A 23,970-nucleotide genomic window follows, 5' to 3' on the forward strand; every position below is an offset into this window, starting at 1 on the left:
TGTCCCCAATAGGGCACCCTTTTTCACTACAATAACGGAGACATCCATGTCGCAACCCCTTCTTTCAGCCGATGAAGCCAAGATTGCTTGCGAAAATATTCCGCTGTCAACAACGTTGATGTGTCGATGTCTTTGGCGATCGTTTGTTTGACATGTTGAATGAACGATTTGTCATATATATAACAATTCATTTCGTAGTTAATGAACAAACTGCGACGATCAAAATTTGCCGTGCCAATATCACATAAATGATCATCAATGACGATCACTTTTGTATGGTAAAATCCGTTATAAAACTGATAAATACGTGCCCCTGCGCGCAAAAGTTGACGAAAATACGGATATGCGGCTTCCTTAACAAACGGATGATCCGCTTGCATCGGTACAATAATCGTCAGTTGAACACCTCGTTCCATCGCTTCAAGAAGAGAATTCATAATTTTTTTACTTGGAATAAAATATGGGGTTCCGATGATGATTTCCTGTTTTGCTTGTTTAATCAGCTGAATAAATTCATCTTCTAAATACTTCCCGTCCGTTGGAAGAAGACGATGTTTCATCATTCCTTTTCGAAGGGGAGGAAAATACCGTTCATCATCTCCAAACGATTGCCCAGTCGCTTTTGTCCAGTCTTCTTGAAACTGTCGCTGCAAATCATGCACACCTTCTCCGACAATCTTCAAATGATAGTCGCGCCAATGGCCAAACTTCGGATCTTGACCCATATATTCTTTTCCGACGTTAAACCCGCCTAAATAGCCAATTTTCCCGTCAATAACAGTAATTTTCCGATGATTCCGTTCGTTCAATTTGTAGAAAAAAAACGGCAATGTCGGACGGTTCGCAAAAGCAAATTGCCCACTTTTTTGTCGGAGGGAAGCCGGTAACCCGAAGCTGCCGACCCAATCGACGAGCAGACGTACTTCTACCCCTTCGTTTACTTTTTGCTCAAGTAAAGAAAAAAATCGCTGACCGATTTCATCATCGCGCACGATATAAAATAAAATGTGAATATGATGTTTCGCTTGTTCTAACTGTGCAAAATAGTCATCAAACAACGTTTCACCTGTCGTAAATAGCGTAATGTCGCTTTCACGTTCAATGCCGACCTTTTTTCGTGCTGATGCTTTTGACACTTTATCGCCCCATTTATAATCAAGCACAAGAAGAAACAATAAAATGATCGCAATGACGAGCCAACGCATGCCTTCACTCCTTTCTTTCGTGTAGTTTCCCCAAAAAGAAAATAAAAAATGAGAAAAAATATTGACTGAATGCTCATTCATTATATAATGAAAGTAAGTTTGTTCAGAAAATTTATTTTATTTTTACAACAAAGGGGGAAGGGTATTGTGCTTTGGTTGAACTGGATCGCTTTTTTGCTTGTGACAGCGTACGCTGTTCATCTATTTGTCTATCTCGTCAAAACGCGCATTGCGTATATTAAGCTAGGGAAAAAAGTTGAGTTTGATGGAAAAGTAAAAGAACGTCTGCAAAACATATGGATCAATGTTTTTGGGCAAAAAAAGCTATTAAAAGATAAAAAAAGCGGCATTATTCACGTCATGTTCTTTTACGGCTTTATTCTCGTTCAATTTGGTGCCATTGACTTCATCATTAAAGGGCTTGTCCCAGGGGCGCACTTGCCGCTCGGGCCACTTTATCCAGCGTTTACGTTTTTTCAAGAAATTGTGACATTACTTATTTTAGTGGCGGTACTATGGGCGTTTTATCGTCGTTACATTGAAAAGCTTGTCCGCTTAAAACGTGATTTCAAAGCAGGACTTGTTCTTATTTTTATCGGTGGACTTATGCTTTCCGTGCTGTTTGGAAATGGCATGGGGCGCATTTGGCATAACGAAGGAACGTCATGGAGCGAACCTGTCGCTTCTGCGATTGCACTTGCATTTAATTGGGTAGGAGAAACAGGAGCAGCAGTATTGTTTTTCGTTGCTTGGTGGGTGCACTTGCTGATTTTATTAACGTTTTTAGTGTACGTGCCACAATCGAAACATGCCCATTTAATCGCTGGACCAGTCAATGTCTTTTTTAGTCGGTTAACGAGACCGAAGCTTGAGAAAATCAACTTTGAAGATGAGACGCAAGAGTCGTTTGGTGTTGGGAAAATTGAAGATTTTAAGCAAACGCAACTCATCGATTTATATGCGTGTGTCGAGTGCGGGCGCTGCACGAACATGTGTCCAGCAACGGGGACAGGGAAAATGTTATCACCGATGGATCTTATTTTAAAATTGCGTGACCATTTAACTGAAAAAGGCGCAGCCATCACATCGAAAGCTCCTTGGGTACCAACGTTTGCGTTTGCGAATACAAAAGGAAACCAACTCGCCTTCATGGCGCAAGGAATGCAAGAACAAGCGGCAACGATCGAAATGCCGAATTTGATTGGCGATGTCATTACGGAAGAAGAAATTTGGGCATGTACGACGTGTCGCAACTGTGAAGACCAATGCCCAGTTATGAATGAACATGTCGATAAAATTATTGACTTACGTCGTTACCTCGTATTAACAGAAGGAAAGTTAAACCCTGATGCACAGCGTGCGATGACAAATATCGAACGTCAAGGAAATCCATGGGGACTGAATCGCAAAGAAAAGGAAAATTGGCGCGAGTTGCGTGAAGATGTCCGGATTCCGACAGTAAAAGAAATGCAAAAAGCTGGAGAAGAATTCGAATATTTATTCTGGGTCGGCTCGATGGGGTCATTCGATAACCGAAGCCAAAAAATTGCGTTAGCTTTTGCGCGTCTATTAAATGAAGCAGGCGTGAAATTTGCGATTTTAGGCAACAAGGAGAAAAACTCTGGCGATACGCCGCGCCGTTTAGGAAACGAATTTTTATTCCAAGAATTAGCAACATCTAACATTGCAGAGTTTGAAAAAGCAGGTGTGAAAAAAATTGTGACGATCGATCCGCATGCGTATAACACATTCAAAAATGAATATCCGGATTTCGGCTTTGAAGCGGAAGTATATCACCATACAGAGTTACTAGCAAAGCTTGTGGAAGAAGGTCGCCTCGTCCCGAAATATGAAGTCAACGAAGTCGTTACATTCCACGATTCATGTTATTTAGGCAGATATAACGATGTATACGATGCACCGCGTCAAATTTTGAAAGCGATTCCGGGTGTGAAGCTCGTGGAAATGGCACGCCATCGCGAAACAGGCATGTGTTGCGGTGCAGGTGGCGGATTAATGTGGATGGAAGAAACGACAGGCACGCGCATTAACGTAGCGCGCACAGAACAGGCGCTTGAAGTGAATCCAACAGTTATTAGCTCGGGCTGTCCGTACTGTTTAACGATGTTATCAGATGGAACAAAAGCAAAAGAAGTGGAAGAAAAAGTCGGCACGTATGATGTCGCTGAGCTGTTAGAAAAGGCTGTATTTGGACCTGTTCATTAAAAATTCTAAAAAAAATAAATAGTTTTATTTTTAAGACATTTTCAGTATAATGAAAGCAACGGGAAGGTGTGCGGCTTCGTGCGCCTTCTTTGCCCGTCCATAATTGAACGAGCGTTCGCTCAACATTTTTGAAAGGGCTTTCTTATGAAGAAAAGGGGGAGAAACATGGGGAAAACGGTCATTGTTAGCGGGGTACGTACACCATTTGGAAAATTCGGTGGAAGTTTAAGTGCATTCAGCGCTGCGCAGCTTGGAGGTATGGCAATCAAAGAGGCGCTCGTGCGCGCAAATATGAATGCAGAAGATGTCGATGAAGTCGTTTTTGGTACTGTATTGCAAGGTGGACAAGGACAACTTCCATCGCGACAAGCGGCCAGAGAAGCAGGCATTCCGTGGGAGACGAAAACAGAAACGATCAATAAAGTATGCGCCTCAGGGATGCGTAGTGTCACGCTCGGTGATCAAATTATTCGTGCTGGGGACGCGGATGTCATCGTTGCAGGTGGAATGGAATCGATGAGCAATGCACCGTATATATTGCCGAAAGCACGCTGGGGACTGCGCATGGGTGATTCGACGGTAAAAGATTTAATGGTGTATGACGGATTAACATGCAGTTTTACAGGCGTGCATATGGGCATTTACGGAAGTGAGACGGCAAAAGAGTTAGGTATTACGCGTGAAGAGCAAGATCGTTGGGCGTATCGAAGTCATCAATTAGCTATTGCAGCGATCGAAAGCGGTAAGTTTGCGGAAGAAATCGTTTCTGTTACTATTCCGCAACGAAAAGGCGAGCCGATCACAGTAGCGGTTGATGAGTCGCCGCGTAAAGATACGTCGCTTGAAAAATTAGCGAAGCTTACGCCTGTGTTTGATCCAACGGGCACCATTACCGCAGGAAATGCGCCAGGGGTAAATGATGGGGCAGCTGCGCTTGTATTAATGAGCGAAGAACGGGCGCAACAAGAAGGGCTCACCCCGCTTGCGACGATTGTCGCGCATACGGCAATTGCCATTGAAGCGAAAGATTTTCCGAAAACGCCAGGCATCGTCATCAATGAATTGTTGCGTAAAACAGGAAAAACAGTAAACGACATTGATTTATTTGAAATTAACGAAGCGTTTGCTGCTGTCGCTTTAGCAAGCATGAAAATTGCTGACTTGCCAGAAGAAAAAGTAAACGTCAACGGTGGCGCCATTGCCCTTGGGCATCCGATCGGGGCAAGCGGTGCGCGCATTATTATTACGTTAATTCATGAATTAAAACGCCGTGGTGGCGGCACTGGCATTGCAGCGATTTGTAGCGGTGGCGGTCAAGGCGATGCAGTAATGATTGAAGTTCATTAACGGGGGATGGAACGATGAAAAAAGTGATGGTTGTTGGTGCTGGTCAAATGGGATCAGGGATTGCTCAAGTGTGTGCCACAGCAGGATATGACGTCATTTTAAACGATGTCAATGAAGAGCGCGTACAATGGGGGCTGAACAATATTGCAAAAAGCATCAATAAGTTTGTTGAAAAAGGAACATTCAGCGCACAACAGCGCGATGAAGTGATCGGTCGCATTCGTCCATCGACAACTTTGCAAGATGGAAGCGATGTCGATGTCGTCATCGAAGCGGTTGTTGAAAATATGGATGTGAAAACAGCATTGTTTGCACAGCTAGATGAAATCACTCCTCCGCATGCCATTTTAGCGACAAATACGTCCTCACTACCGATTACAGAAATTGCCGCAGCAACGAAGCGACCAGAGAAAGTCATTGGCATGCATTTTATGAATCCAGTACCGATTATGAAACTTGTTGAAATTATTCGCGGTCTCGCGACGGCTGACGAAGTATATGAAGCGATCGAACAAATGACAAAAACGTTAGGAAAAGTACCGGTTGAAGTAAACGATTTCCCGGGATTTGTTTCCAATCGTGTATTAATGCCGATGATTAATGAAGCGATTTATTGTTTATACGAAGGTGTGGCGACGAAAGAAGCGATTGACGAAGTGATGAAACTTGGCATGAATCATCCAATGGGACCGCTCACCTTAGCGGATTTTATCGGCTTAGATACGTGTCTATACATTATGGAAGTGCTTCATGATGGACTTGGTGACGATAAATATCGTCCGTGTCCGCTTTTACGTAAATATGTGAAAGCGGGTTGGCTCGGACGAAAAACAGGGCGAGGATTTTACACGTACGAATAAAGGGGTTGTCAGCATGAATTTACATTTTACAGAAGAACAGCAAATGATGCGTCAAATGGTGCGCGAGTTTGCTGAAAATGAAATTGCACCGTTCGTTGAACGGATGGAGCGCGGAGAGTTTCCGCGCCCGATTCTTGAAAAAATGGCGGAGCTCGGCTTAATGGGTATTACTGTACCTGAGCAATATGGCGGTGCGGGGATGGATTTTACGTCATATATCATTGCGATACACGAAATTTCAAAAGTGAGCGCTGTCGTAGGGGTCATTTTATCTGTCCATACGTCTGTCGGCACAAATCCGATTTTATATTTCGGAACGGAGGAGCAAAAGCGAAAATATGTGCCGAAGCTCGCGCGCGGTGAATATTTAGGAGCGTTTTGCTTAACAGAACCAGGATCAGGATCGGATGCAGCAAGCTTAAAAACGACAGCCATTCGCGATGGTGACCATTATGTATTAAATGGCTCGAAAGTATTTATTACAAACGGTGGGGAAGCGGATACGTATATCGTATTTGCTCGTACAAATCCAGAAGAAAAAGGAAGTAAAGGAGTAAGCGCATTTATCGTTGAAAAACATACGCCAGGTCTTATCATCGGAAAAGACGAGAAAAAAATGGGGCTTCACGGGTCGCGAACCGTTCAATTATCGTTTGAAGATATGCGCGTGCCTGCGGAAAACTTACTCGGTCAAGAAGGGGACGGATTTAAAATCGCGATGGCTAACTTAGATAGCGGTCGCATCGGGATTGCGGCTCAATCGCTCGGTATTGCCGAAGCCGCGCTTGAACATGCAACGAATTATGCGAAAGAACGCATTCAATTCGGTAAGCCGATCGCCGAACAACAAGGCATTGCGTTTAAACTAGCCGATATGGCAACGAACGTCGAAGCGGCCAAACTGCTCGTTTATCATGCTGCTTTTTTACGTTCAAACGGCATGCCGTGTGGAAAAGAAGCGTCGATGGCGAAGCTGTTTGCATCAAAAACAGCGATGGAAAACGCCATTGAAGCGGTACAAATTTTCGGAGGCAACGGCTACACAGAAGACTATCCGGTTGAACGGCTATTCCGCGATGCGAAAGTGTGCGAAATTTATGAAGGAACGAGTGAAATTCAACGGCTTGTCATTAGTAAACATTTGTTGAGGGGGATGGGAAAATGAATTTTCAACTTAGTGAAGAGCATGAAATGATACGAAAAATGGTGCGCGATTTTGCGAAAAACGAAGTGGCACCGACAGCAGCAGAACGCGATGAAGAAGAACGTTTTGATCGCGACATTTTTAATAAAATGGCGGAGCTCGGTTTGACGGGCATCCCGTGGCCAGAGGAATACGGTGGTATCGGTAGCGATTATTTAGCATACGTCATCGCTGTGGAGGAGCTTTCAAAGGTGTGCGCATCGACAGGGGTGACGCTTTCCGCTCACATTTCGTTAGCAAGTTGGCCGATTTATAAATTTGGAACAGAACAACAAAAACAAACGTATTTACGAGCATTAGCGACAGGAGAAAAGCTTGGGGCGTACGGTTTGTCTGAACCAGGAGCAGGTTCTGACGTTTCAGCAATGAAAACGCGTGCTGTAAAGGATGGCGATCATTACGTATTAAACGGCTCAAAAGTATGGATTACAAACGGTGGGGAAGCAGACATTTATGTTGTTTTTGCGGTGACAGACCCAGAGAAAAAACATCGTGGCATTAGCGCATTTATTGTTGAAAAAGGAACGCCTGGATTTTCGATCGGGAAAAAAGAGAAAAAGCTTGGCATTCGTTCATCACCAACGACGGAGCTTATTTTTGAAGATTGTCGCATTCCGAAAGAAAATTTGCTCGGTGAAGAAGGAGAAGGATTTAAAATTGCGATGATGACGCTTGATGGTGGTCGAAATGGCATCGCTGCGCAAGCGGTCGGCATCGCTCAAGGGGCGTTAGATGCAGCGGTAGAATATGCGAAAGGACGTATTCAATTCGGTAAGCCAATTGCAGAACAACAAGGCATTGCCTTTAAGCTAGCCGATATGGCAACAGCAATCGAAGCTGCTCGTTTACTAACATATCAAGCGGCATGGCTTGAATCAAACGGTTTACCGTATGGAAAAGAATCAGCGATGGCGAAATTGTTTGCAGGGGACACGGCGATGAAAGTGACCGTTGAAGCGGTACAAATTTTTGGTGGCTACGGTTACACGAAAGACTATCCAGTGGAGCGGTTTATGCGCGATGCAAAAATTACGCAAATTTATGAAGGGACGCAAGAAATTCAACGCATCGTCATTTCAAGAATGTTAACGAAATAGGAGGGGTGTGATGAAAAAGCGTGAAGTACCAGCGTCTGTCAAAGATGAGCGGCTTGTGAAAAAAAGGCGCAACCAAATGATTAAAGGGGCGATTTCGCTATTTAAACAAAAAGGGTTCCATCAAACGACGACGCGCGAAATTGCCCGCGCTTCTGGCTTTAGCATCGGAACGCTATACGAATACATTCGCAAAAAAGAAGACGTCCTTTATTTAGTGTGCGATCGCATTTACGATGAAGTGCGCGACCGCATGGAACAAGCTATTGATACGACACAAGGGGATTTAGACGGGTTAAAATTAGCGATTGCTTACTATTTTCGTGTCGTTGATGAACTGCAAGATGAAGTGCTCGTCATGTATCAAGAGGCAAAGTCACTTGGTAAAGAATCGCTTCCGTATGTGCTTAATAAAGAATTACAAATGGTTGCAATGTTTGAACATATTTTACGACGCTGTGTAGACAATAGGGTATTTTCTTTAACGGAACAAGAAATTCAATTATTTGCACATAACATTTTCGTGCTCGGTCAAATGTGGGGGTTCCGTCGTTGGGCGTTGAAAAAAATGTATACGCTCGATGAATATATTCAATTGCAAACAAAGCTATTGCTTGAAGGGCTTATGAAGCGGTAGCGAAAGGGGATGGGAGAAACATGGCGCACATTTATCGTCCAAAACATCACGTTCGCTTTGTGACGGCGTCTAGTTTATTCGATGGACATGACGCGGCAATCAACATTATGCGTCGCATTTTGCAAGTGAGCGGAGCTGAGGTCATTCATCTTGGACATAACCGCTCGGTTGAAGAAATTGTGAACGCTGCGATTCAAGAAGATGTGCAGGGCATTGCGGTATCTTCGTATCAAGGCGGTCATATGGAGTTTTTTAAATATATGTACGACTTATTACAACAGCGTGGTGCGGGACACATTCGCATCTATGGTGGTGGTGGTGGTGTCATTATTCCAAGGGAAATAAAAGAATTGCACGAATATGGTATCGCGCGTATTTTCTCGCCAGAAGACGGTCGACGTTACGGATTGCAAGGAATGATTAACATCATGATGGAAGAATGTGATTTTCCGACTGTCAAAGAAATTACCGATGAAGTAGAGCGATTAGCAACCGGGGACGTTCAAGCCGTAGCTCGCTTAATTACAGTGTGTGAGAACGGCGTAAACGCTCATAGCGAAATCGCTGCCACAGCCGAAGCCGTTTTACGACAAGTGAAAGCGATGGCGAAACGCGTACCAGTTCTCGGCATTACCGGAACAGGTGGTGCGGGAAAAAGCTCGCTCACCGATGAACTTGTCCGCCGCTTTTTAAACGAAATTCCAGACAAAAAAGTGGCCATTTTATCGGTTGACCCGACAAAACAAAAAACGGGCGGTGCGTTGCTTGGGGATCGCATTCGTATGAATGCCATTTCTTCTCCGCGGGTGTATATGCGGAGCTTAGCGACACGTAGCTCGCGTTCGGAATTGTCACTTGCGATTCAAGATGCGATTGAAGTGGTGAAAGCAGCAGGTTTTGATTTAGTGATCGTAGAAACGAGCGGGATCGGGCAAGGCGATGCAGCTATTAAAGATATTTGTGATATTGCGATGTATGTGATGACGAGCGAGTTCGGTGCTCCGTCACAGCTTGAGAAAATTGATATGATCGACTATGCCGATCTCATCGTTATTAATAAATTTGAGCGACAAGGTTCAGAAGATGCAAAACGCCAAGTGCAAAAACAATACCAACGAAGCCATCAATTATTTGATCGAGATGTAAGCGAAATGCCTGTATTCGGCACGATCGCCAGCCAATTTAACGATCCAGGAACGAATACGCTGTTTGTTGCCTTAATCGACTTGATTAATGAACGAATGGGCACGAATTGGACGACGACGTTGCAAAAAGTCGATCATGTCGAAAAACAAAACGTCATCATCCCGAACGAACGTCGCCATTATTTGCGCGAAATTGCCGATACGATCCGTCAATATCATAAGCGCGTCAATGAACAATGTGACATTGCTCGCCGCGTATTTCAGCTTGAAGGCGCCATCGAAACGATGAATGAGTACCATCATGAACAAGCATTGGAAGCTTTACAAGATGCAAAACGATCATATGAGGAAAAATTAACACCGGAGTCAAGAAAACTATTAGCTTCATGGGAAGATGTCAAAAAGAAATATGCCGCTAAAGAGTTTGTGACGAAAGTGCGTGATAAAGAAATCGTTACACCGCTAACAACGAAAAGTTTAGCCGGTTTAGACATTCCGAAAGTCGCATTGCCGAAGTTTAAAGATTACGGAGAAATTTTACGATGGCTTTATAAAGAAAACGTTCCAGGTGTATTTCCATTTACTGCAGGTGTATTCCCGTTTAAACGGCAAGAAGAAGATCCGAAGCGACAATTTGCAGGAGAAGGTACGCCAGAGCGAACGAATCGGCGCTTCCATTACTTATGTAAAGACGATCCAGCGAAACGGTTAAGTACAGCGTTTGATTCCGTTACGTTATATGGGGAAGATCCGAATGAACGTCCAGACATTTTCGGAAAAATCGGTGAAAGCGGTGTAAGCGTTTGTACGTTAGATGATATGAAAAAGTTATACAAAGGTTTTGATTTATGCCATCCGCTTACATCTGTATCGATGACAATTAACGGCCCTGCGCCAATCATTTTAGCGATGTTTCTAAATACAGCGATTGATCAACAAGTAGAGAAGAAAGAAGCAGAGCTTGGACGAAAGTTAACGAAAGAAGAATACGAACAAGTCAAAGCATGGACTTTGCAAACGGTTCGGGGGACAGTCCAAGCGGACATTTTAAAAGAAGATCAAGGGCAAAATACGTGTATTTTTTCGACTGAGTTTGCTTTGCGCATGATGGGGGACATTCAACAATACTTTATCGACAATCGCGTTCGTAACTATTATTCTGTTTCCATCTCAGGCTATCATATTGCTGAAGCAGGGGCGAATCCGATTACGCAATTGGCGTTTACGCTAGCAAACGGTTTTACGTACGTGGAATATTATTTAAGCCGAGGCATGCACATTGATGATTTTGCGCCAAACTTATCGTTTTTCTTCAGCAACGGTCTCGATCCGGAATATACCGTTATCGGTCGGGTGGCCCGACGCATTTGGGCGGTTGCGATGCGCGAAAAATACGGAGCAAATGAGCGAAGCCAAAAGTTGAAATATCACGTACAAACATCAGGACGTTCGCTTCACGCTCAAGAAATTGACTTTAATGATATTCGAACAACACTACAGGCTCTCATGGCTCTTCATGATAACTGCAACTCGCTTCATACGAACGCCTATGATGAAGCGATCACTACGCCGACTGAAGAATCTGTTCGTCGCGCCATGGCCATTCAGCTTATCATTACAAAAGAGCATGGATTAACGAAAAATGAAAATCCGCTACAAGGATCATTCATTATTGAAGAACTAACGGACTTAGTTGAAGAAGCAGTATTAAAAGAATTTGAACGTCTTGATGAGCGTGGCGGTGTACTTGGTGCGATGGAAATGCAATATCAACGCGGTAAAATTCAAGATGAATCGATGTATTACGAAATGAAAAAACATAGTGGAGAACTGCCGATTATTGGAGTAAACACATATTTAAACCCGAACGCAGCGGTTGAGGAAGAAATTGAAAGCCTGCAGCTTGCACGTGCATCATATGAAGAAAAGCAATTACAACTTGAAAACTTGCGCAAATTCCACGAAGAACATAAAGACGAAGTGGAAGAAGCGCTGGCGCGGTTAAAACATGTCGCGGTAAGCGGAGGAAACATTTTCGCTGAGCTCATGGAAACGGTCAGAGTTGCAAGCTTAGGACAAATTACGAAAGCGTTGTATGAAGTCGGTGGGCAATATCGCCGCAATATGTAATGTCGGGGCATGTCCCGACATTTTTTTTGGGCAACCGTCTAGCATAAAGTAAATGAATTTGTTTATAATGAATGGTATGGATTTTTGTTGTTTTCATACGTTGGAGAAAGGGAGTGCGGAAAGTGAGTTTGGAGCAATACTCTCAAGAACAATTGCGAGAGATGTCTTTCGTCGAACTTGCGTATTTGCTATTGTCTGAGAAAAAGCAGACGGTGTCATTTCAAGAGATGGTCGAACAGCTAGTCGCGATGAAAGGGTTATCTGAAAGTGAAGTAAGCGCGCGATTAGCGCAATTTTATACAGATTTAAACGTCGACGGCCGATTTATTTGTGTTGGGGAAACGGCTTGGGGCTTGCGTTCGTGGTATCCGTATGATCAAACAGAAGATGAAGCAGTGCCTGTAGAACGCGTGAAGAAGAAGAAAAAAGTAGCCGATGACTTTGACGATTTCGATGAACTCATCGATGAAGACGAATTAGTATATGACGATTTAGATGAGGAATTATTAGATGATGAAGAGTTGTTAGACGATGATTTTGTATTAGATGAAGACGAAGAAGTCATTGATGATTTATTAGATGAAGAACTCGATTTAGACGACGCTCCAATTGATGAAGAGCTAGACGTCGTCGATGAGGAATTAGAGTTAGAAGAAGATGAGGAATTATAACCTTGACTTTTTACATCGATATATGTAGAATTCTGTTTGGGCTCTTTTCATAGAGATACGTTCGCTCCCTTACATATTTGTAAGCGGAGCGTTTTTATTTTTCCCCGAATTCGCACACACTGTAACTATTCTAAATGAGTTGAGGGGGAAGGTTTTCATGACAAAATATATTTTTGTAACAGGTGGCGTCGTATCATCGCTTGGAAAAGGAATTACGGCTGCGTCACTTGGCCGATTATTAAAAAATCGTGGCTTAAAAGTGACGATTCAAAAGTTTGATCCGTACATTAACGTTGACCCGGGAACGATGAGTCCGTATCAACATGGAGAAGTGTTCGTTACAGATGACGGAGCAGAAACGGACTTAGACTTAGGACATTATGAGCGCTTTATTGACATTAATTTAAACAAATACAGCAACGTAACAACAGGAAAAATATATTCGACCGTACTGAAAAAAGAACGTCGCGGTGATTACTTAGGCGGCACGGTACAAGTTATACCTCATATTACAAACGAAATTAAAGAGCGCGTGTTTCGTGCAGGACGTGAAACGAATGCGGACGTAGTTATTACTGAAATTGGAGGAACGGTTGGCGACATTGAATCTCTTCCTTTTTTGGAAGCGATTCGTCAAATTAAAAGCGATGTCGGCCGTGACAACGTCATGTACATTCATTGTACGCTTGTACCGTATATTAAAGCAGCAGGTGAAATGAAAACGAAACCGACGCAACATAGTGTCAAAGAGTTGCGCAGCTTGGGCATTCAGCCAAACGTCATCGTCGTGCGTACAGAAATGCCAATGTCTCAAGATATGAAAGATAAAATCGCTTTGTTCTGTGACATCGATCCGAAAGCGGTCATTGAAGCGCGCGATGCCGATACGTTATACGCTGTACCGCTTATGCTTCAAGAACAAAAGCTCGATCAAATCGTTTGCGAACATTTAAAACTAAATTGTAATGAAGCGGATATGACCGAATGGGTTGCGCTCGTCGAAAAAGTGCGCAACTTATCAAATAAAACAACGATTGCGCTCGTTGGAAAGTACGTTGAACTGCAAGATGCGTACATTTCTGTCGTCGAAGCGTTGCGTCATGCTGGATACGCATTTGATGCGGATATCGATATTCGTTGGATTAACTCTGAACATGTTGATCGAGACAACGTTGCCCAGTTGCTTCAAGGGGTAAATGGCATTCTCGTTCCGGGTGGATTTGGCGATCGTGGTATTGAAGGAAAAATTGAAGCGATCCGTTATGCCCGTGAACAACGTATCCCATTCCTCGGTATTTGTTTAGGTATGCAGTTAGCATCTGTCGAATTTGCTCGTCATGTCGTCGGATTAAAAGGCGCTCATTCGGCGGAAATCGATCCGAACACACCACATCCAATTATTGATTTATTGCCAGAACAAAAAGATATTGAAGATTTAGGAGGAACGCTTCGCCTTGGCTTGTATCCGTGCAAGCTCGTTGAAGGAACGAAAGCGTACGAAGCATATCAAGATGAAGTCATTTATGAACGCCATCGCCATCGTTATGAATTTAACAACGAGTATCGTACAATGATGGAGGAAAATGGTTTTGTCTTTTCCGGTACAAGCCCAGATGGTCGTCTTGTAGAAATTATTGAGTTGAAAGATCATCCTTGGTTCGTTGCGGCGCAGTTTCATCCGGAATTTACATCCCGCCCGACGCGTCCACAGCCACTTTTCCGCGAATTTATTCGCGCATCGTTAGAAAAATAAAAGAGGATGTCCGATATGGGCATCCTCTTACTCGTATTCGGCAACGATTTCTTGCGTCATGAACGCTAAGCTATGATAGGCGAATAAAGCGGCAATCGCAGAAGGAAAGCCAACACGCGTGCCATTTTCTGTTGGAACGAGCGGCTGTTTTAAACATAAATCAATATGTACATCGACATAGTCAACAAGCGACGGTTTCGTGCTCTCCACGATAGATGACATACCGATCGTCCATATGTTTTGTTCTTGAAGTTGTTTAGCGATGCGAATCGCTTCTTCATTTGCACAAAAGCGTGAAACGATGAGCACGCGGTCAGCAGTTGTTACTTCGGTTATGTTGAACCGTTTTACGTTTGGCAGCCTTTCAGCTCCATGTAGCGCTTCCGCAACAACCGCTTCCATTTCATCGATACCGTAAATAAAAATCGTACCGTTACCAATGACCGCCTGCGCAAGTAAACGGGCAGCATCTTCAAACTGCTCCTCTTCTTGTGCGCTTATTCGTTGAAACACTCCAGCAAGCTGTGTCGATAATATTTTTAACATGATAAATCTCCTTTTCATGCGACTTTATCTTTGTTGCTCATTATATTAAAAAATAAAAAAATGATCAAAATTAGAGCATGAAGCAGGATAAATGGTAAAAATTTCGAAATAATGATACGATAATAAAAATAGGAGCTTTACATATGAAAAAAAGGGAAAAATAGAGGTGTTTATATGGCGGGGAAGATTTTGATTGTGGACGATCAGTTTGGCATTCGTATTTTATTAAATGAAGTATTTCAAAAAGAAGGGTACGAAACGTATCAAGCGGCAAACGGTGTTCAAGCGCTTGATTTGTTTGCGAAGCACTCCCCAGATTTAGTGTTGTTAGATATGAAAATTCCGGGCATGGACGGAGTAGAAATTTTAAAGAAAATGAAAGAGATGAATGAAAATGTAAAAGTCATTGTAATGACGGCTTACGGAGAGCTTGATATGATTCATGAAACGAAGAAACTCGGTGCGCTGACACATTTTGCGAAACCTTTTGATATAGACGATATGCGTGATGCAGTGAAACAATATATCGGATAACCATTGACATCTTTTTGAACTTTTTTCACAAAGTTTTGTTCGTTTCGGTGAATAAGGTTGATGTGTGGAAACAAAGTTTGTTATTCTTATAATGTACATACTATTCGATGTCGTCTTGTATAAATTTGTCGTATTTTGGTCATTGTACATGTGAGAGGCGCTTTCGGATAGTGAATCATGGCTACATTTAAGGAGGATTTAACGATGCCTTTAGTTTCAATGACGGAAATGCTTAAACAAGCATTGGCAGGCAAGTATGCGGTCGGTCAATTCAATATTAACAACTTAGAATGGACGCAAGCGATTTTAGCAGCAGCGGAAGAAGAAAAGTCCCCTGTGATCCTCGGTGTGTCTGAAGGAGCAGCTCGCTATATGGGCGGCTTTAAAACAGTTGTGAATATGGTCAAAGGGTTAATGGAAGACATGAACATTACGGTTCCTGTTGCGATTCACCTTGACCACGGTTCAAGCTTTGAAAAGTGTAAAGCAGCAATTGACGCCGGATTTACATCTGTTATGATCGATGCATCACATCATCCGTTTGAAGAAAACGTCGAAATTACATCAAAAGTTGTAGAGTACGCTCATGCACGTGGCGTATCTGTTGAAGCCGAGCTCGGAACAGTCGGCGGACAAGAAGATGATGTTGTTGCAGAAGGAATCATTTATGCAAATCCAGATGAGTGCGAAGAGCTTGTCAAGCGTACAGGCATCGACTGTTTAGCACCAGCGCTTGGATCGGTACATGGTCCATACAAAGGTGAGCCAAAATTAGGCTTCAAAGAGATGGAAGAAATTCGTGATCGTACAGGTGTACCACTCGTATTACATGGTGGAACAGGTATTCCGACTGAACAAATTCAACGTGCCATTTCGCTCGGTACATCAAAAATTAATGTAAACACAGAAAATCAAATGGCGTTTACAAAAGTGGTGCGTGAAGTGTTAGCAAAAGATGAAAAAGTGTACGATCCACGCAAGTTCCTCGGCCCTGGCCGCGATGCGATTAAAGAAACAGTGATTGGCAAAATGCGTGAATTCGGTTCTTCCGGCAAAGCGTTGTAATAAAAGCCGCACCGTTTCAGCCTTGCTGAAGCGGGCGGTTTTGTTTCATTCCACTTTGAAAGCGTTTAGGAGGTTGAAAATTATGAAATTTTTTATTGACACAGCAAATATTGATGAAATTCGCCATGCGCATGAGCTTGGTATTTTAGCGGGAGTAACAACAAACCCAAGCCTCGTCGCAAAAGAAAACGTGTCGTTCCACGATCGTCTTCGTGAAATTACTTCTCTCGTTTCGGGCTCGGTTAGTGCGGAAGTTATCGCTACAGATGCAGAAGGAATGATTGCGGAAGGGGAAGAATTAGCGAAAATTGCCCCAAACATTACAATTAAAGTACCGATGACGCCAGAAGGACTAAAGGCAGTAAAAGTATTTAGCGAAAAAGGCATTAAAACAAACGTAACACTTATTTTCAGCGCAAATCAAGCATTGTTGGCGGCACGCGCTGGGGCAACATATGTATCGCCATTTTTAGGTCGCTTAGACGATATCGGTCATAACGGATTAGACTTAATTGAAACGATCGCAAACATTTTTGCCATTCATGACATTGAGACAGAAATTATCGCGGCATCCATTCGTCATCCACAACATGTGACAGAAGCGGCATTAAAAGGTGCGCATATTGCGACGGTTCCTTACAACGTGCTTATGCAACTATTTAAACATCCACTTACTGATCAAGGCATCGAAAAATTTTTAGCAGACTGGAATAAAGCAAACCAAAAATAACAATTAAGCAGTTTTCCGTCGCGTTCTAGTACTTGCTTTGCGAGAAGGGAGACACATATGGAAAAGTTAAAAATCGTTGGCGGTGACCTCCTTCAAGGCTCCGTGCGCGTTAGTGGCGCGAAAAATAGCGCAGTTGCCCTCATTCCAGCCGCTATTTTAGCCAACTCACCTGTAGTCATTGAAGGGTTGCCGAACATTTCAGACGTTCATGTGCTCGGACAATTAATTGAAGAAATTGGCGGTACCTTTCATTTCGATGAACACGAAGTCGTCATCGACCCGACACATATCGTTTCCATGCCTTTGCCAAACGGAAAAGTGAAAAAGTTGCGCGCTTCTTATTATTTGATGGGTGCGATGCTCGGACGATTTAAAAAAGCAGTTATTGGATTGCCGGGCGGTTGTCATTTAGGACCGCGTCCGATTGATCAGCATATTAAAGGATTTGAGGCGCTTGGTGCAAAAGTGACAAATGAACAAGGTGCCATTTATTTACGGGCTGAAGAACTTCACGGTGCGCGCATTTACTTGGACGTCGTCAGCGTAGGCGCAACGATCAACATTATGTTAGCTGCCGTCTTAGCGAAAGGACGAACCATTATTGAAAACGCGGCAAAAGAACCGGAAATTATTGATGTTGCGACGCTGTTGACAAATATGGGTGCGCGCATTAAAGGAGCAGGAACAGACGTCATTCGTATTGACGGGGTAGAGCAGTTGCACGGTTGCCGCCATTCCATTATTCCGGATCGCATTGAAGCAGGAACGTATATGATTATCGGTGCAGCCATGGGAAAAGGGGTGATCATCGACAACGTCATTCCACAACATTTAGAAGCGGTCATTGCGAAAATGCGAGAAATGGGCGTCATCGTAGAAACGAGCGATGACCAAATTTTTGTTGCGACGAAAGATCATCTTCGTGCTGTCGATATTAAAACGCTCGTTTACCCTGGTTTTCCGACCGATCTACAACAGCCATTCACTTCACTATTAACGAAAGCGTCTGGGACGAGCATTGTGACAGATACAATTTATAGCGCGCGATTTAAGCATATTGATGAATTGCGGCGCATGAACGCTAACGTAAAAGTTGAAGGGCGTTCAGCGATCATTACAGGTCCATCTCGACTACAAGGGGCAAAAGTACGTGCGACCGATTTGCGTGCAGGAGCTGCGCTTGTCGTTGCTGGATTGATGGCCGAAGGGGTTACAGAAATTACAGGATTGGAACATATTGATCGTGGCTATAGCAACTTAGTTGACAAACTTGCTAATCTCGGCGCAACGATTTGGCGCGAAAAAATGACAGAACAAGAAATCGAACAGCTGAAGAACACATAATGCAACAAAGGGGAGAGGGAGAAACGATGGAAAGAAGTTTATCGATGGAGCTTGTCCGTGTAACAGAAGCTGCTGCATTAGCTGCAGCACGCTGGATGGGGCGCGGTAAAAAAGATGAAGCAGATGAGGCGGCTACGTCCGCGATGCGTGATGTATTTGATACAGTTCCGATGAAAGGAACGGTTGTCATCGGTGAAGGGGAAATGGATGAAGCACCGATGTTGTACATTGGGGAAAAGCTTGGCAACGGTTACGGTCCGCGCGTTGATGTCGCAGTTGACCCACTTGAAGGAACAAATATTGTCGCTTCTGGCGGTTGGAACGCTTTAGCGGTTGTTGCTGTAGCGGATCATGGCAACTTGCTTCATGCGCCAGATATGTACATGGATAAAATTGCTGTTGGACCTGAAGCGGTCGGCATGATCGACATTAACGCACCGATTATTGATAATTTAAAAGCGGTAGCAAAAGCGAAAAACAAAGATATTGAAGACGTTGTGGCGATTATTTTAAATCGTCCACGCCACGAGCGCATCATTGCGGAGTTGCGTGAAGCGGGTGCGCGTATTAAGCTCATTAATGATGGTGACGTCGCTGCTGCAATTAATACAGCGTTTGATCATACAGGTGTAGATATTTTATTTGGTTCAGGAGGCGCACCAGAAGGGGTATTAGCGGCTGTTGCGCTGAAATGTCTCGGTGGAGAAATACAAGGAAAACTATTGCCACAAAACGATGCGGAATTAGATCGTTGTAAAAGAATGGGTATTGACGTAAACCGTGTGTTGCGTATGGAAGATCTCGTCAAAGGGGACGATGCCATTTTTGCAGCAACGGGTGTAACGGACGGAGAGTTGTTGCGGGGGGTACAATTTAAAGGTACATATGGCGAAACACACTCCGTTGTTATGCGTGCGAAATCTGGCACGGTTCGTTTTATCGAAGGACGCCACAGCTTAAAGAAAAAGCCGAACCTAGTCATCAAATAATTGCGGGATGCGCGAACTTTTCGCGCTCTCGCTCTTTTTCTATTGATTGACAATATAAAAAAAGGGTAAAATAGTCATGTTACGTCTCTTCTCGTAATCATCTTTTCATCTTCGCTGTTTCCAACCCAAAGAGCAATTCATGAAAATAAACAAAAGAGTGGTGTAAGTATGGAGTTAGGAGATTTAACGATTGCAACGCTAGAAAATATGACGATTAAAGAGCTATACGAATTAGCTCGTCAATACAAAATATCATATTACAGTAAACTGACAAAAAAAGAATTAATTTTTGCCATTTTAAAAGCGCGCGCGGAACAAGACGGTCTTTTCTTCATGGAAGGCGTGCTTGAAATTATTCAATCAGAAGGGTTTGGTTTTTTACGTCCAATTAACTATTCCCCTAGTTCAGAAGATATTTATATTTCCGCATCGCAAATTCGTCGCTTCGATCTGCGCAACGGTGATAAAGTATCAGGAAAAGTGCGTCCACCGAAAGAAAACGAGCGGTATTTTGGGTTGTTGCACGTCGAAGCTGTAAATGGTGAAGATCCAGAAATTGCAAAAGAGCGCGTACACTTCCCAGCGCTTACGCCGCTTTATCCAAACCGACAGATGAAGCTAGAAACGACACCGGAAAAACTATCTACTCGTCTCATCGATTTGATTGCTCCGATCGGATTCGGTCAGCGCGGTTTAATCGTCGCGCCCCCAAAAGCAGGGAAAACGATGTTGTTAAAAGAAATTGCCAACAGCATCACAACGAATCATCCCGATGTTGAGTTGATCGTTTTGCTTATTGACGAGCGTCCAGAGGAAGTGACCGACATTGAACGTTCCGTATCTGCCGATGTCGTGAGCTCGACGTTTGATGAAGTGCCAGAAAATCATATTAAAGTGGCGGAGCTTGTGCTTGAACGTGCGATGCGTCTTGTTGAACATAAACGTGACGTTGTCATTTTAATGGACAGTATTACTCGTTTAGCACGTGCATACAACCTCGTCATTCCTCCAAGCGGACGTACGCTTTCAGGAGGAATTGACCCGGCCGCATTCCACCGTCCAAAACGGTTTTTTGGAGCTGCGCGCAACATTGAAGAAGGCGGTAGTTTAACGATTTTAGCGACTGCTCTTGTTGATACAGGTTCGCGCATGGACGATGTCATTTATGAAGAATTTAAAGGAACAGGAAATATGGAGCTTCATCTTGACCGTTCATTAGCCGAAAAACGTATTTTCCCTGCGATTGACATTCGTCGCTCAGGTACACGAAAAGAAGAGTTATTAATCCCGAGAGAACATTTAGAAAAATTATGGGCGATTCGCAAAACGATGTCGGATACGCCAGACTTTATTGAACGATTTATTCACCGATTAAAACAGACAAAGACGAACGAAGAGTTTTTTGCGATGTTGGATGAAGAGTGGAAAACAGCCGGAAATTTAAAACGGTTATAAATGGATAGTTGCAAAACAGCGGGACGGTTGTTATAATTTTATCATGTGTGTTTTTGATTGCATATAAACTCTGTTTCGAAAAGATTCAGGGCGGAAGGAGATGAAATGGAATGAAAGCAGGAATCCATCCAAACTATAAAAAAGTGATGGTTAAATGCGCGTGTGGAAACGAGTTTGAGAGCGGTTCTGTTAAAGACGAAGTGCGCGTAGAAATTTGCTCAGCGTGCCATCCATTCTACACAGGACGTCAAAAATTCGCTTCTGCTGCAGGACGTGTTGATAAATTTAACAAAAAATACGGCCTTAAGTAATCCGTATGTCATGAAAACAGGCAAGCGAACATTTTTCACTTGCCTGTTTTTTTCGTGAAAGCTTGAAAGGAAGGGGACGCCCTGATGTATGTCATGAAGCAATCCGGCTGGCTCGAAGTCATTTGCGGTAGCATGTTTTCAGGAAAATCGGAAGAGCTCATTCGCCGCGTACGTCGCGCCCAATTTGCGAAACAAGAAGTGAAAGTGTTTAAGCCAGCGATCGATAATCGATATAGCGAAGAGGCAGTTGTTTCTCATAATGGAACATCTGTTATCGCCATCCCTGTTTCTTGTGCGCTAGACATTCGAAAGCACATCTCCGCAAATACGGACGTTGTGGCAATTGATGAAGTGCAATTTTTTGACGAACATGTCGTTGATGTTGTGCAACAGCTTGCTGATGAAGGGTATCGTGTCATTGTAGCTGGTTTAGACCAAGATTTTCGCGGTGAACCGTTCGGACCTGTTCCAACGTTAATGTCTATCGCTGAATCGGTGACAAAGCTACAAGCTGTTTGTACCGTCTGTGGCTCTCCCGCATCGCGCACGCAGCGGCTCATTAACGGTCGTCCTGCATCGTACAACGACCCTGTCATTTTAATCGGTGCCAGCGAATCGTACGAACCACGTTGTCGCCATCATCACGAAGTGCCTGATCACCCAGCGAAAAATAAAACAAGTACAGAAACAGCGACTCGTCCATAAGGGCGAGTTTTTCCGTATGATCGTTTATGATATAATGAAAAGTCGAGGTGAGAAAAATGTTCGATCGTTTACAGGCAGTAGAAGCCCGTTATGAAAAATTAAATGAACTATTAATGGATCCAGAAGTATTAAATGACCCGAAAAAGTTACGTGATTATTCGAAAGAGCAATCCGATTTAGCGGAAACGGTACAAACGTATCGCGAATATAAATCGGTGCGTGAGCAGTTAGTAGATGCGAAAGCGATGCTGGAAGAAAAGCTCGACCCAGATATGCGCGACATGGTGAAAGAAGAAATTAACGAGCTAGAAGAGCGTGAAGAACAGCTTGTGGAAAAGCTAAAAGTATTGTTGCTTCCGAAAGATCCGAACGACGATAAGAACGTCATTATGGAAATTCGTGGGGCAGCAGGTGGAGAGGAAGCCGCGCTTTTTGCAGGCGATTTATATCGCATGTATACGCGCTACGCGGAGTCGCAAGGATGGAAAACAGAAGTGATTGAGGCACATCCAACAGGACTTGGCGGCTACAAAGAAATCATCTTTATGATTCAAGGAAAAGGGGCATATTCAAAATTAAAATTTGAAAACGGTGCCCATCGCGTTCAGCGCGTACCAGAGACGGAATCGGGTGGACGCATTCATACGTCAACAGCGACAGTTGCGTGTTTGCCAGAGATGGAAGAAATCGAAATTGAAATTAACGAAAAAGATATTCGCGTTGATACGTTCGCATCGAGCGGTCCGGGAGGGCAAAGTGTCAATACGACGATGTCAGCTGTTCGTTTAACGCACATTCCAACAGGAATTGTCGTATCGTGCCAAGACGAAAAATCGCAAATTAAAAATAAAGAAAAAGCGATGAAAGTATTGCGCGCACGCATTTACGATAAATACCAACAAGAAGCGCGTGCCGAATATGACCAAACGCGCAAACAAGCGGTCGGAACAGGCGATCGTTCTGAACGTATTCGCACGTACAACTTCCCGCAAAATCGCGTGACAGATCATCGCATTGGATTGACGATCCAAAAACTTGATCAAGTGTTAGAAGGAAAGTTAGATGAAATTATTGATGCGCTCATTTTAGATGATCAATCCAAAAAATTGGAGCAAGCGAACAATGAGCAGTAAAATATATGAAGTCCTTCAATGGGCTTCTTCTTTTTTCCGAGAGCATGGAAAGGAAGAAACGGCTGCGGAATGGTTATTGCGTCATCATTTACAAATGACGCGTGCGCAACTATTTGCTAATTTGCGCGAGCCGATCGATGAAACGTGTAAACAAATATTTATGGCGGATGTAAAAAAACACGCGCTAGAGCATATCCCCATTCAATATTTGATCGGATATGAACAGTTTTACGGACGGACGTTTATCGTCAATGAGCATGTATTAATTCCACGTCCAGAAACTGAAGAGCTCGTTTCACATGTGCTGGCGCGCGCACAAAAACAGCCGCTTTCCGTCGTTGATGTCGGAACAGGAAGTGGAGCGATTGCGATTACGTTGTCGTTAGAACGACCAATGTGGCGTGTGTATGGCATTGATATTGCCGCTTCATCGCTTGAAGTCGCGAAAAAAAATGCCGCTCAGCTTGGCGCGAACGTGCATTGGTTGGAGGGGGATTTATTACAGCCGATGATCGAACGAGGCATACAAGTCGATGTCGTTGTTTCTAATCCGCCATACATTCCAGCCTGTGACATTCCGGCATTATCGCCTGTCGTGCAAAAAGAACCGCTTCGTGCGCTTGTCGGCGGTGAAGACGGCTTATTATTTTATCGTCGTCTCACCGAACAATTGCCACAAGTTGTCTCAGCAAAAGCACTAATTGCATTTGAAATCGGTCACGGACAAGGACAAGCGGTACAAACGATGTTACAACAAACATTTCCTTCCGCGTATGTCGACGTCCTTTTTGACATAAACAACAAAGAGCGCATCGTCATTGCCGATCTCGCTTCCGAGTAACATCGGAAGCTTTTTATATTTTTTTCATTTTCATAGTTTATCAAA

Annotated in this window: 21 protein-coding genes; 19 read left to right on the forward strand and 2 right to left on the reverse strand. The window is 43.6% G+C overall.

What is annotated here, in order from left to right; all coding sequences use genetic code 11:
* Window positions 1-26: 26 nt before the first annotated feature.
* Window positions 27-1,205 (reverse strand): cardiolipin synthase, encoded by a 1,179-nt coding sequence (gene cls / locus HNQ84_RS08110; RefSeq protein ID WP_435621778.1) that lies wholly within the window; start codon window positions 1,203-1,205, stop codon window positions 27-29.
* A gap of 87 nt (window positions 1,206-1,292) precedes the next feature.
* On the opposite strand from cls, the gene HNQ84_RS08115 reads away from it, so the two are divergent.
* The 9 genes from HNQ84_RS08115 to pyrG all read left to right on the forward strand — a co-directional run bounded on the left by HNQ84_RS08115 (window position 1,293) and on the right by pyrG (window position 14,272).
* A complete protein-coding gene (locus HNQ84_RS08115; RefSeq protein ID WP_183247804.1) occupies window positions 1,293-3,431 on the forward strand; it encodes a (Fe-S)-binding protein in 2,139 nt (712 codons plus the stop codon).
* A gap of 165 nt (window positions 3,432-3,596) precedes the next feature.
* A complete protein-coding gene (locus HNQ84_RS08120; protein WP_435621779.1) occupies window positions 3,597-4,778 on the forward strand; it encodes an acetyl-CoA C-acetyltransferase in 1,182 nt (393 codons plus the stop codon).
* Between the two features lie 14 nt (window positions 4,779-4,792).
* The gene (locus HNQ84_RS08125; RefSeq protein ID WP_055440799.1) at window positions 4,793-5,638 is read left to right on the forward strand and encodes a 3-hydroxybutyryl-CoA dehydrogenase; all 846 of its coding nucleotides are present in this window, start codon (window positions 4,793-4,795) and stop codon (window positions 5,636-5,638) included.
* 13 nt (window positions 5,639-5,651) lie between these two features.
* Window positions 5,652-6,803, forward strand: coding sequence for an acyl-CoA dehydrogenase (locus HNQ84_RS08130; RefSeq protein ID WP_055440798.1), 1,152 nt, complete (start codon window positions 5,652-5,654; stop codon window positions 6,801-6,803).
* Window positions 6,800-7,939 (forward strand): acyl-CoA dehydrogenase, encoded by a 1,140-nt coding sequence (locus HNQ84_RS08135; protein ID WP_183242520.1) that lies wholly within the window; start codon window positions 6,800-6,802, stop codon window positions 7,937-7,939. The genes HNQ84_RS08130 and HNQ84_RS08135 overlap by 4 nt, the downstream gene beginning before the upstream one ends.
* A 10-nt stretch (window positions 7,940-7,949) precedes the next feature.
* Window positions 7,950-8,573 (forward strand): TetR/AcrR family transcriptional regulator, encoded by a 624-nt coding sequence (locus tag HNQ84_RS08140; RefSeq protein WP_435621780.1) that lies wholly within the window; start codon window positions 7,950-7,952, stop codon window positions 8,571-8,573.
* Between the two features lie 20 nt (window positions 8,574-8,593).
* Window positions 8,594-11,848, forward strand: coding sequence for a fused isobutyryl-CoA mutase/GTPase IcmF (gene icmF / locus HNQ84_RS08145; protein ID WP_435621781.1), 3,255 nt, complete (start codon window positions 8,594-8,596; stop codon window positions 11,846-11,848).
* A gap of 71 nt (window positions 11,849-11,919) precedes the next feature.
* Window positions 11,920-12,519 carry a DNA-directed RNA polymerase subunit delta gene (gene rpoE / locus HNQ84_RS08150; protein WP_221248220.1) on the forward strand — a complete coding sequence of 200 codons (600 nt, stop codon included), beginning with the start codon at window positions 11,920-11,922 and terminating at the stop codon, window positions 12,517-12,519.
* 157 nt (window positions 12,520-12,676) lie between these two features.
* Window positions 12,677-14,272: a CTP synthase gene (gene pyrG, locus HNQ84_RS08155; protein WP_183242512.1), complete on the forward strand. Its 1,596-nt coding sequence runs from the start codon at window positions 12,677-12,679 to the stop codon at window positions 14,270-14,272.
* Between the two features lie 27 nt (window positions 14,273-14,299).
* On the opposite strand, the gene HNQ84_RS08160 is transcribed toward pyrG, so the two are convergent.
* Window positions 14,300-14,818, reverse strand: coding sequence for a DUF2529 domain-containing protein (locus HNQ84_RS08160; protein WP_435621782.1), 519 nt, complete (start codon window positions 14,816-14,818; stop codon window positions 14,300-14,302).
* 174 nt (window positions 14,819-14,992) lie between these two features.
* On the opposite strand from HNQ84_RS08160, the gene HNQ84_RS08165 reads away from it, so the two are divergent.
* The 10 genes from HNQ84_RS08165 to prmC all read left to right on the forward strand — a co-directional run bounded on the left by HNQ84_RS08165 (window position 14,993) and on the right by prmC (window position 23,925).
* Window positions 14,993-15,352, forward strand: a complete 360-nt coding sequence (locus HNQ84_RS08165; protein ID WP_032101337.1) for a response regulator — start codon at window positions 14,993-14,995, stop codon at window positions 15,350-15,352.
* 204 nt (window positions 15,353-15,556) lie between these two features.
* The gene (locus HNQ84_RS08170; RefSeq protein ID WP_009360981.1) at window positions 15,557-16,417 is read left to right on the forward strand and encodes a class II fructose-bisphosphate aldolase; all 861 of its coding nucleotides are present in this window, start codon (window positions 15,557-15,559) and stop codon (window positions 16,415-16,417) included.
* A gap of 82 nt (window positions 16,418-16,499) precedes the next feature.
* Window positions 16,500-17,147 carry a fructose-6-phosphate aldolase gene (gene fsa / locus HNQ84_RS08175; protein WP_003397044.1) on the forward strand — a complete coding sequence of 216 codons (648 nt, stop codon included), beginning with the start codon at window positions 16,500-16,502 and terminating at the stop codon, window positions 17,145-17,147.
* A gap of 57 nt (window positions 17,148-17,204) precedes the next feature.
* A complete protein-coding gene (gene murA / locus HNQ84_RS08180; protein ID WP_183242508.1) occupies window positions 17,205-18,491 on the forward strand; it encodes a UDP-N-acetylglucosamine 1-carboxyvinyltransferase in 1,287 nt (428 codons plus the stop codon).
* Window positions 18,492-18,517: 26 nt separating this feature from the next.
* Window positions 18,518-19,480, forward strand: a complete 963-nt coding sequence (glpX, locus tag HNQ84_RS08185) for a class II fructose-bisphosphatase (RefSeq protein WP_183247605.1) — start codon at window positions 18,518-18,520, stop codon at window positions 19,478-19,480.
* Between the two features lie 168 nt (window positions 19,481-19,648).
* Window positions 19,649-20,935 carry a transcription termination factor Rho gene (gene rho / locus HNQ84_RS08190; protein ID WP_183242505.1) on the forward strand — a complete coding sequence of 429 codons (1,287 nt, stop codon included), beginning with the start codon at window positions 19,649-19,651 and terminating at the stop codon, window positions 20,933-20,935.
* Between the two features lie 110 nt (window positions 20,936-21,045).
* Window positions 21,046-21,246 (forward strand): 50S ribosomal protein L31, encoded by a 201-nt coding sequence (gene rpmE / locus HNQ84_RS08195; protein WP_003397039.1) that lies wholly within the window; start codon window positions 21,046-21,048, stop codon window positions 21,244-21,246.
* 84 nt (window positions 21,247-21,330) lie between these two features.
* The gene (locus tag HNQ84_RS08200; RefSeq protein ID WP_435621783.1) at window positions 21,331-21,951 is read left to right on the forward strand and encodes a thymidine kinase; all 621 of its coding nucleotides are present in this window, start codon (window positions 21,331-21,333) and stop codon (window positions 21,949-21,951) included.
* A 56-nt stretch (window positions 21,952-22,007) separates the two neighbouring features.
* Window positions 22,008-23,084: a peptide chain release factor 1 gene (gene prfA, locus HNQ84_RS08205; protein WP_435621784.1), complete on the forward strand. Its 1,077-nt coding sequence runs from the start codon at window positions 22,008-22,010 to the stop codon at window positions 23,082-23,084.
* Complete coding sequence (prmC, locus tag HNQ84_RS08210; protein ID WP_435621785.1) at window positions 23,074-23,925, forward strand: peptide chain release factor N(5)-glutamine methyltransferase; 852 nt, start codon at window positions 23,074-23,076, stop codon at window positions 23,923-23,925. Before prfA ends, prmC begins: the two co-directional genes overlap by 11 nt.
* Window positions 23,926-23,970: the final 45 nt, after the last annotated feature.

This window comes from Anoxybacillus eryuanensis (assembly GCF_051200995.1).
Lineage (GTDB): Bacteria > Bacillota > Bacilli > Bacillales > Anoxybacillaceae > Anoxybacillus > Anoxybacillus tengchongensis.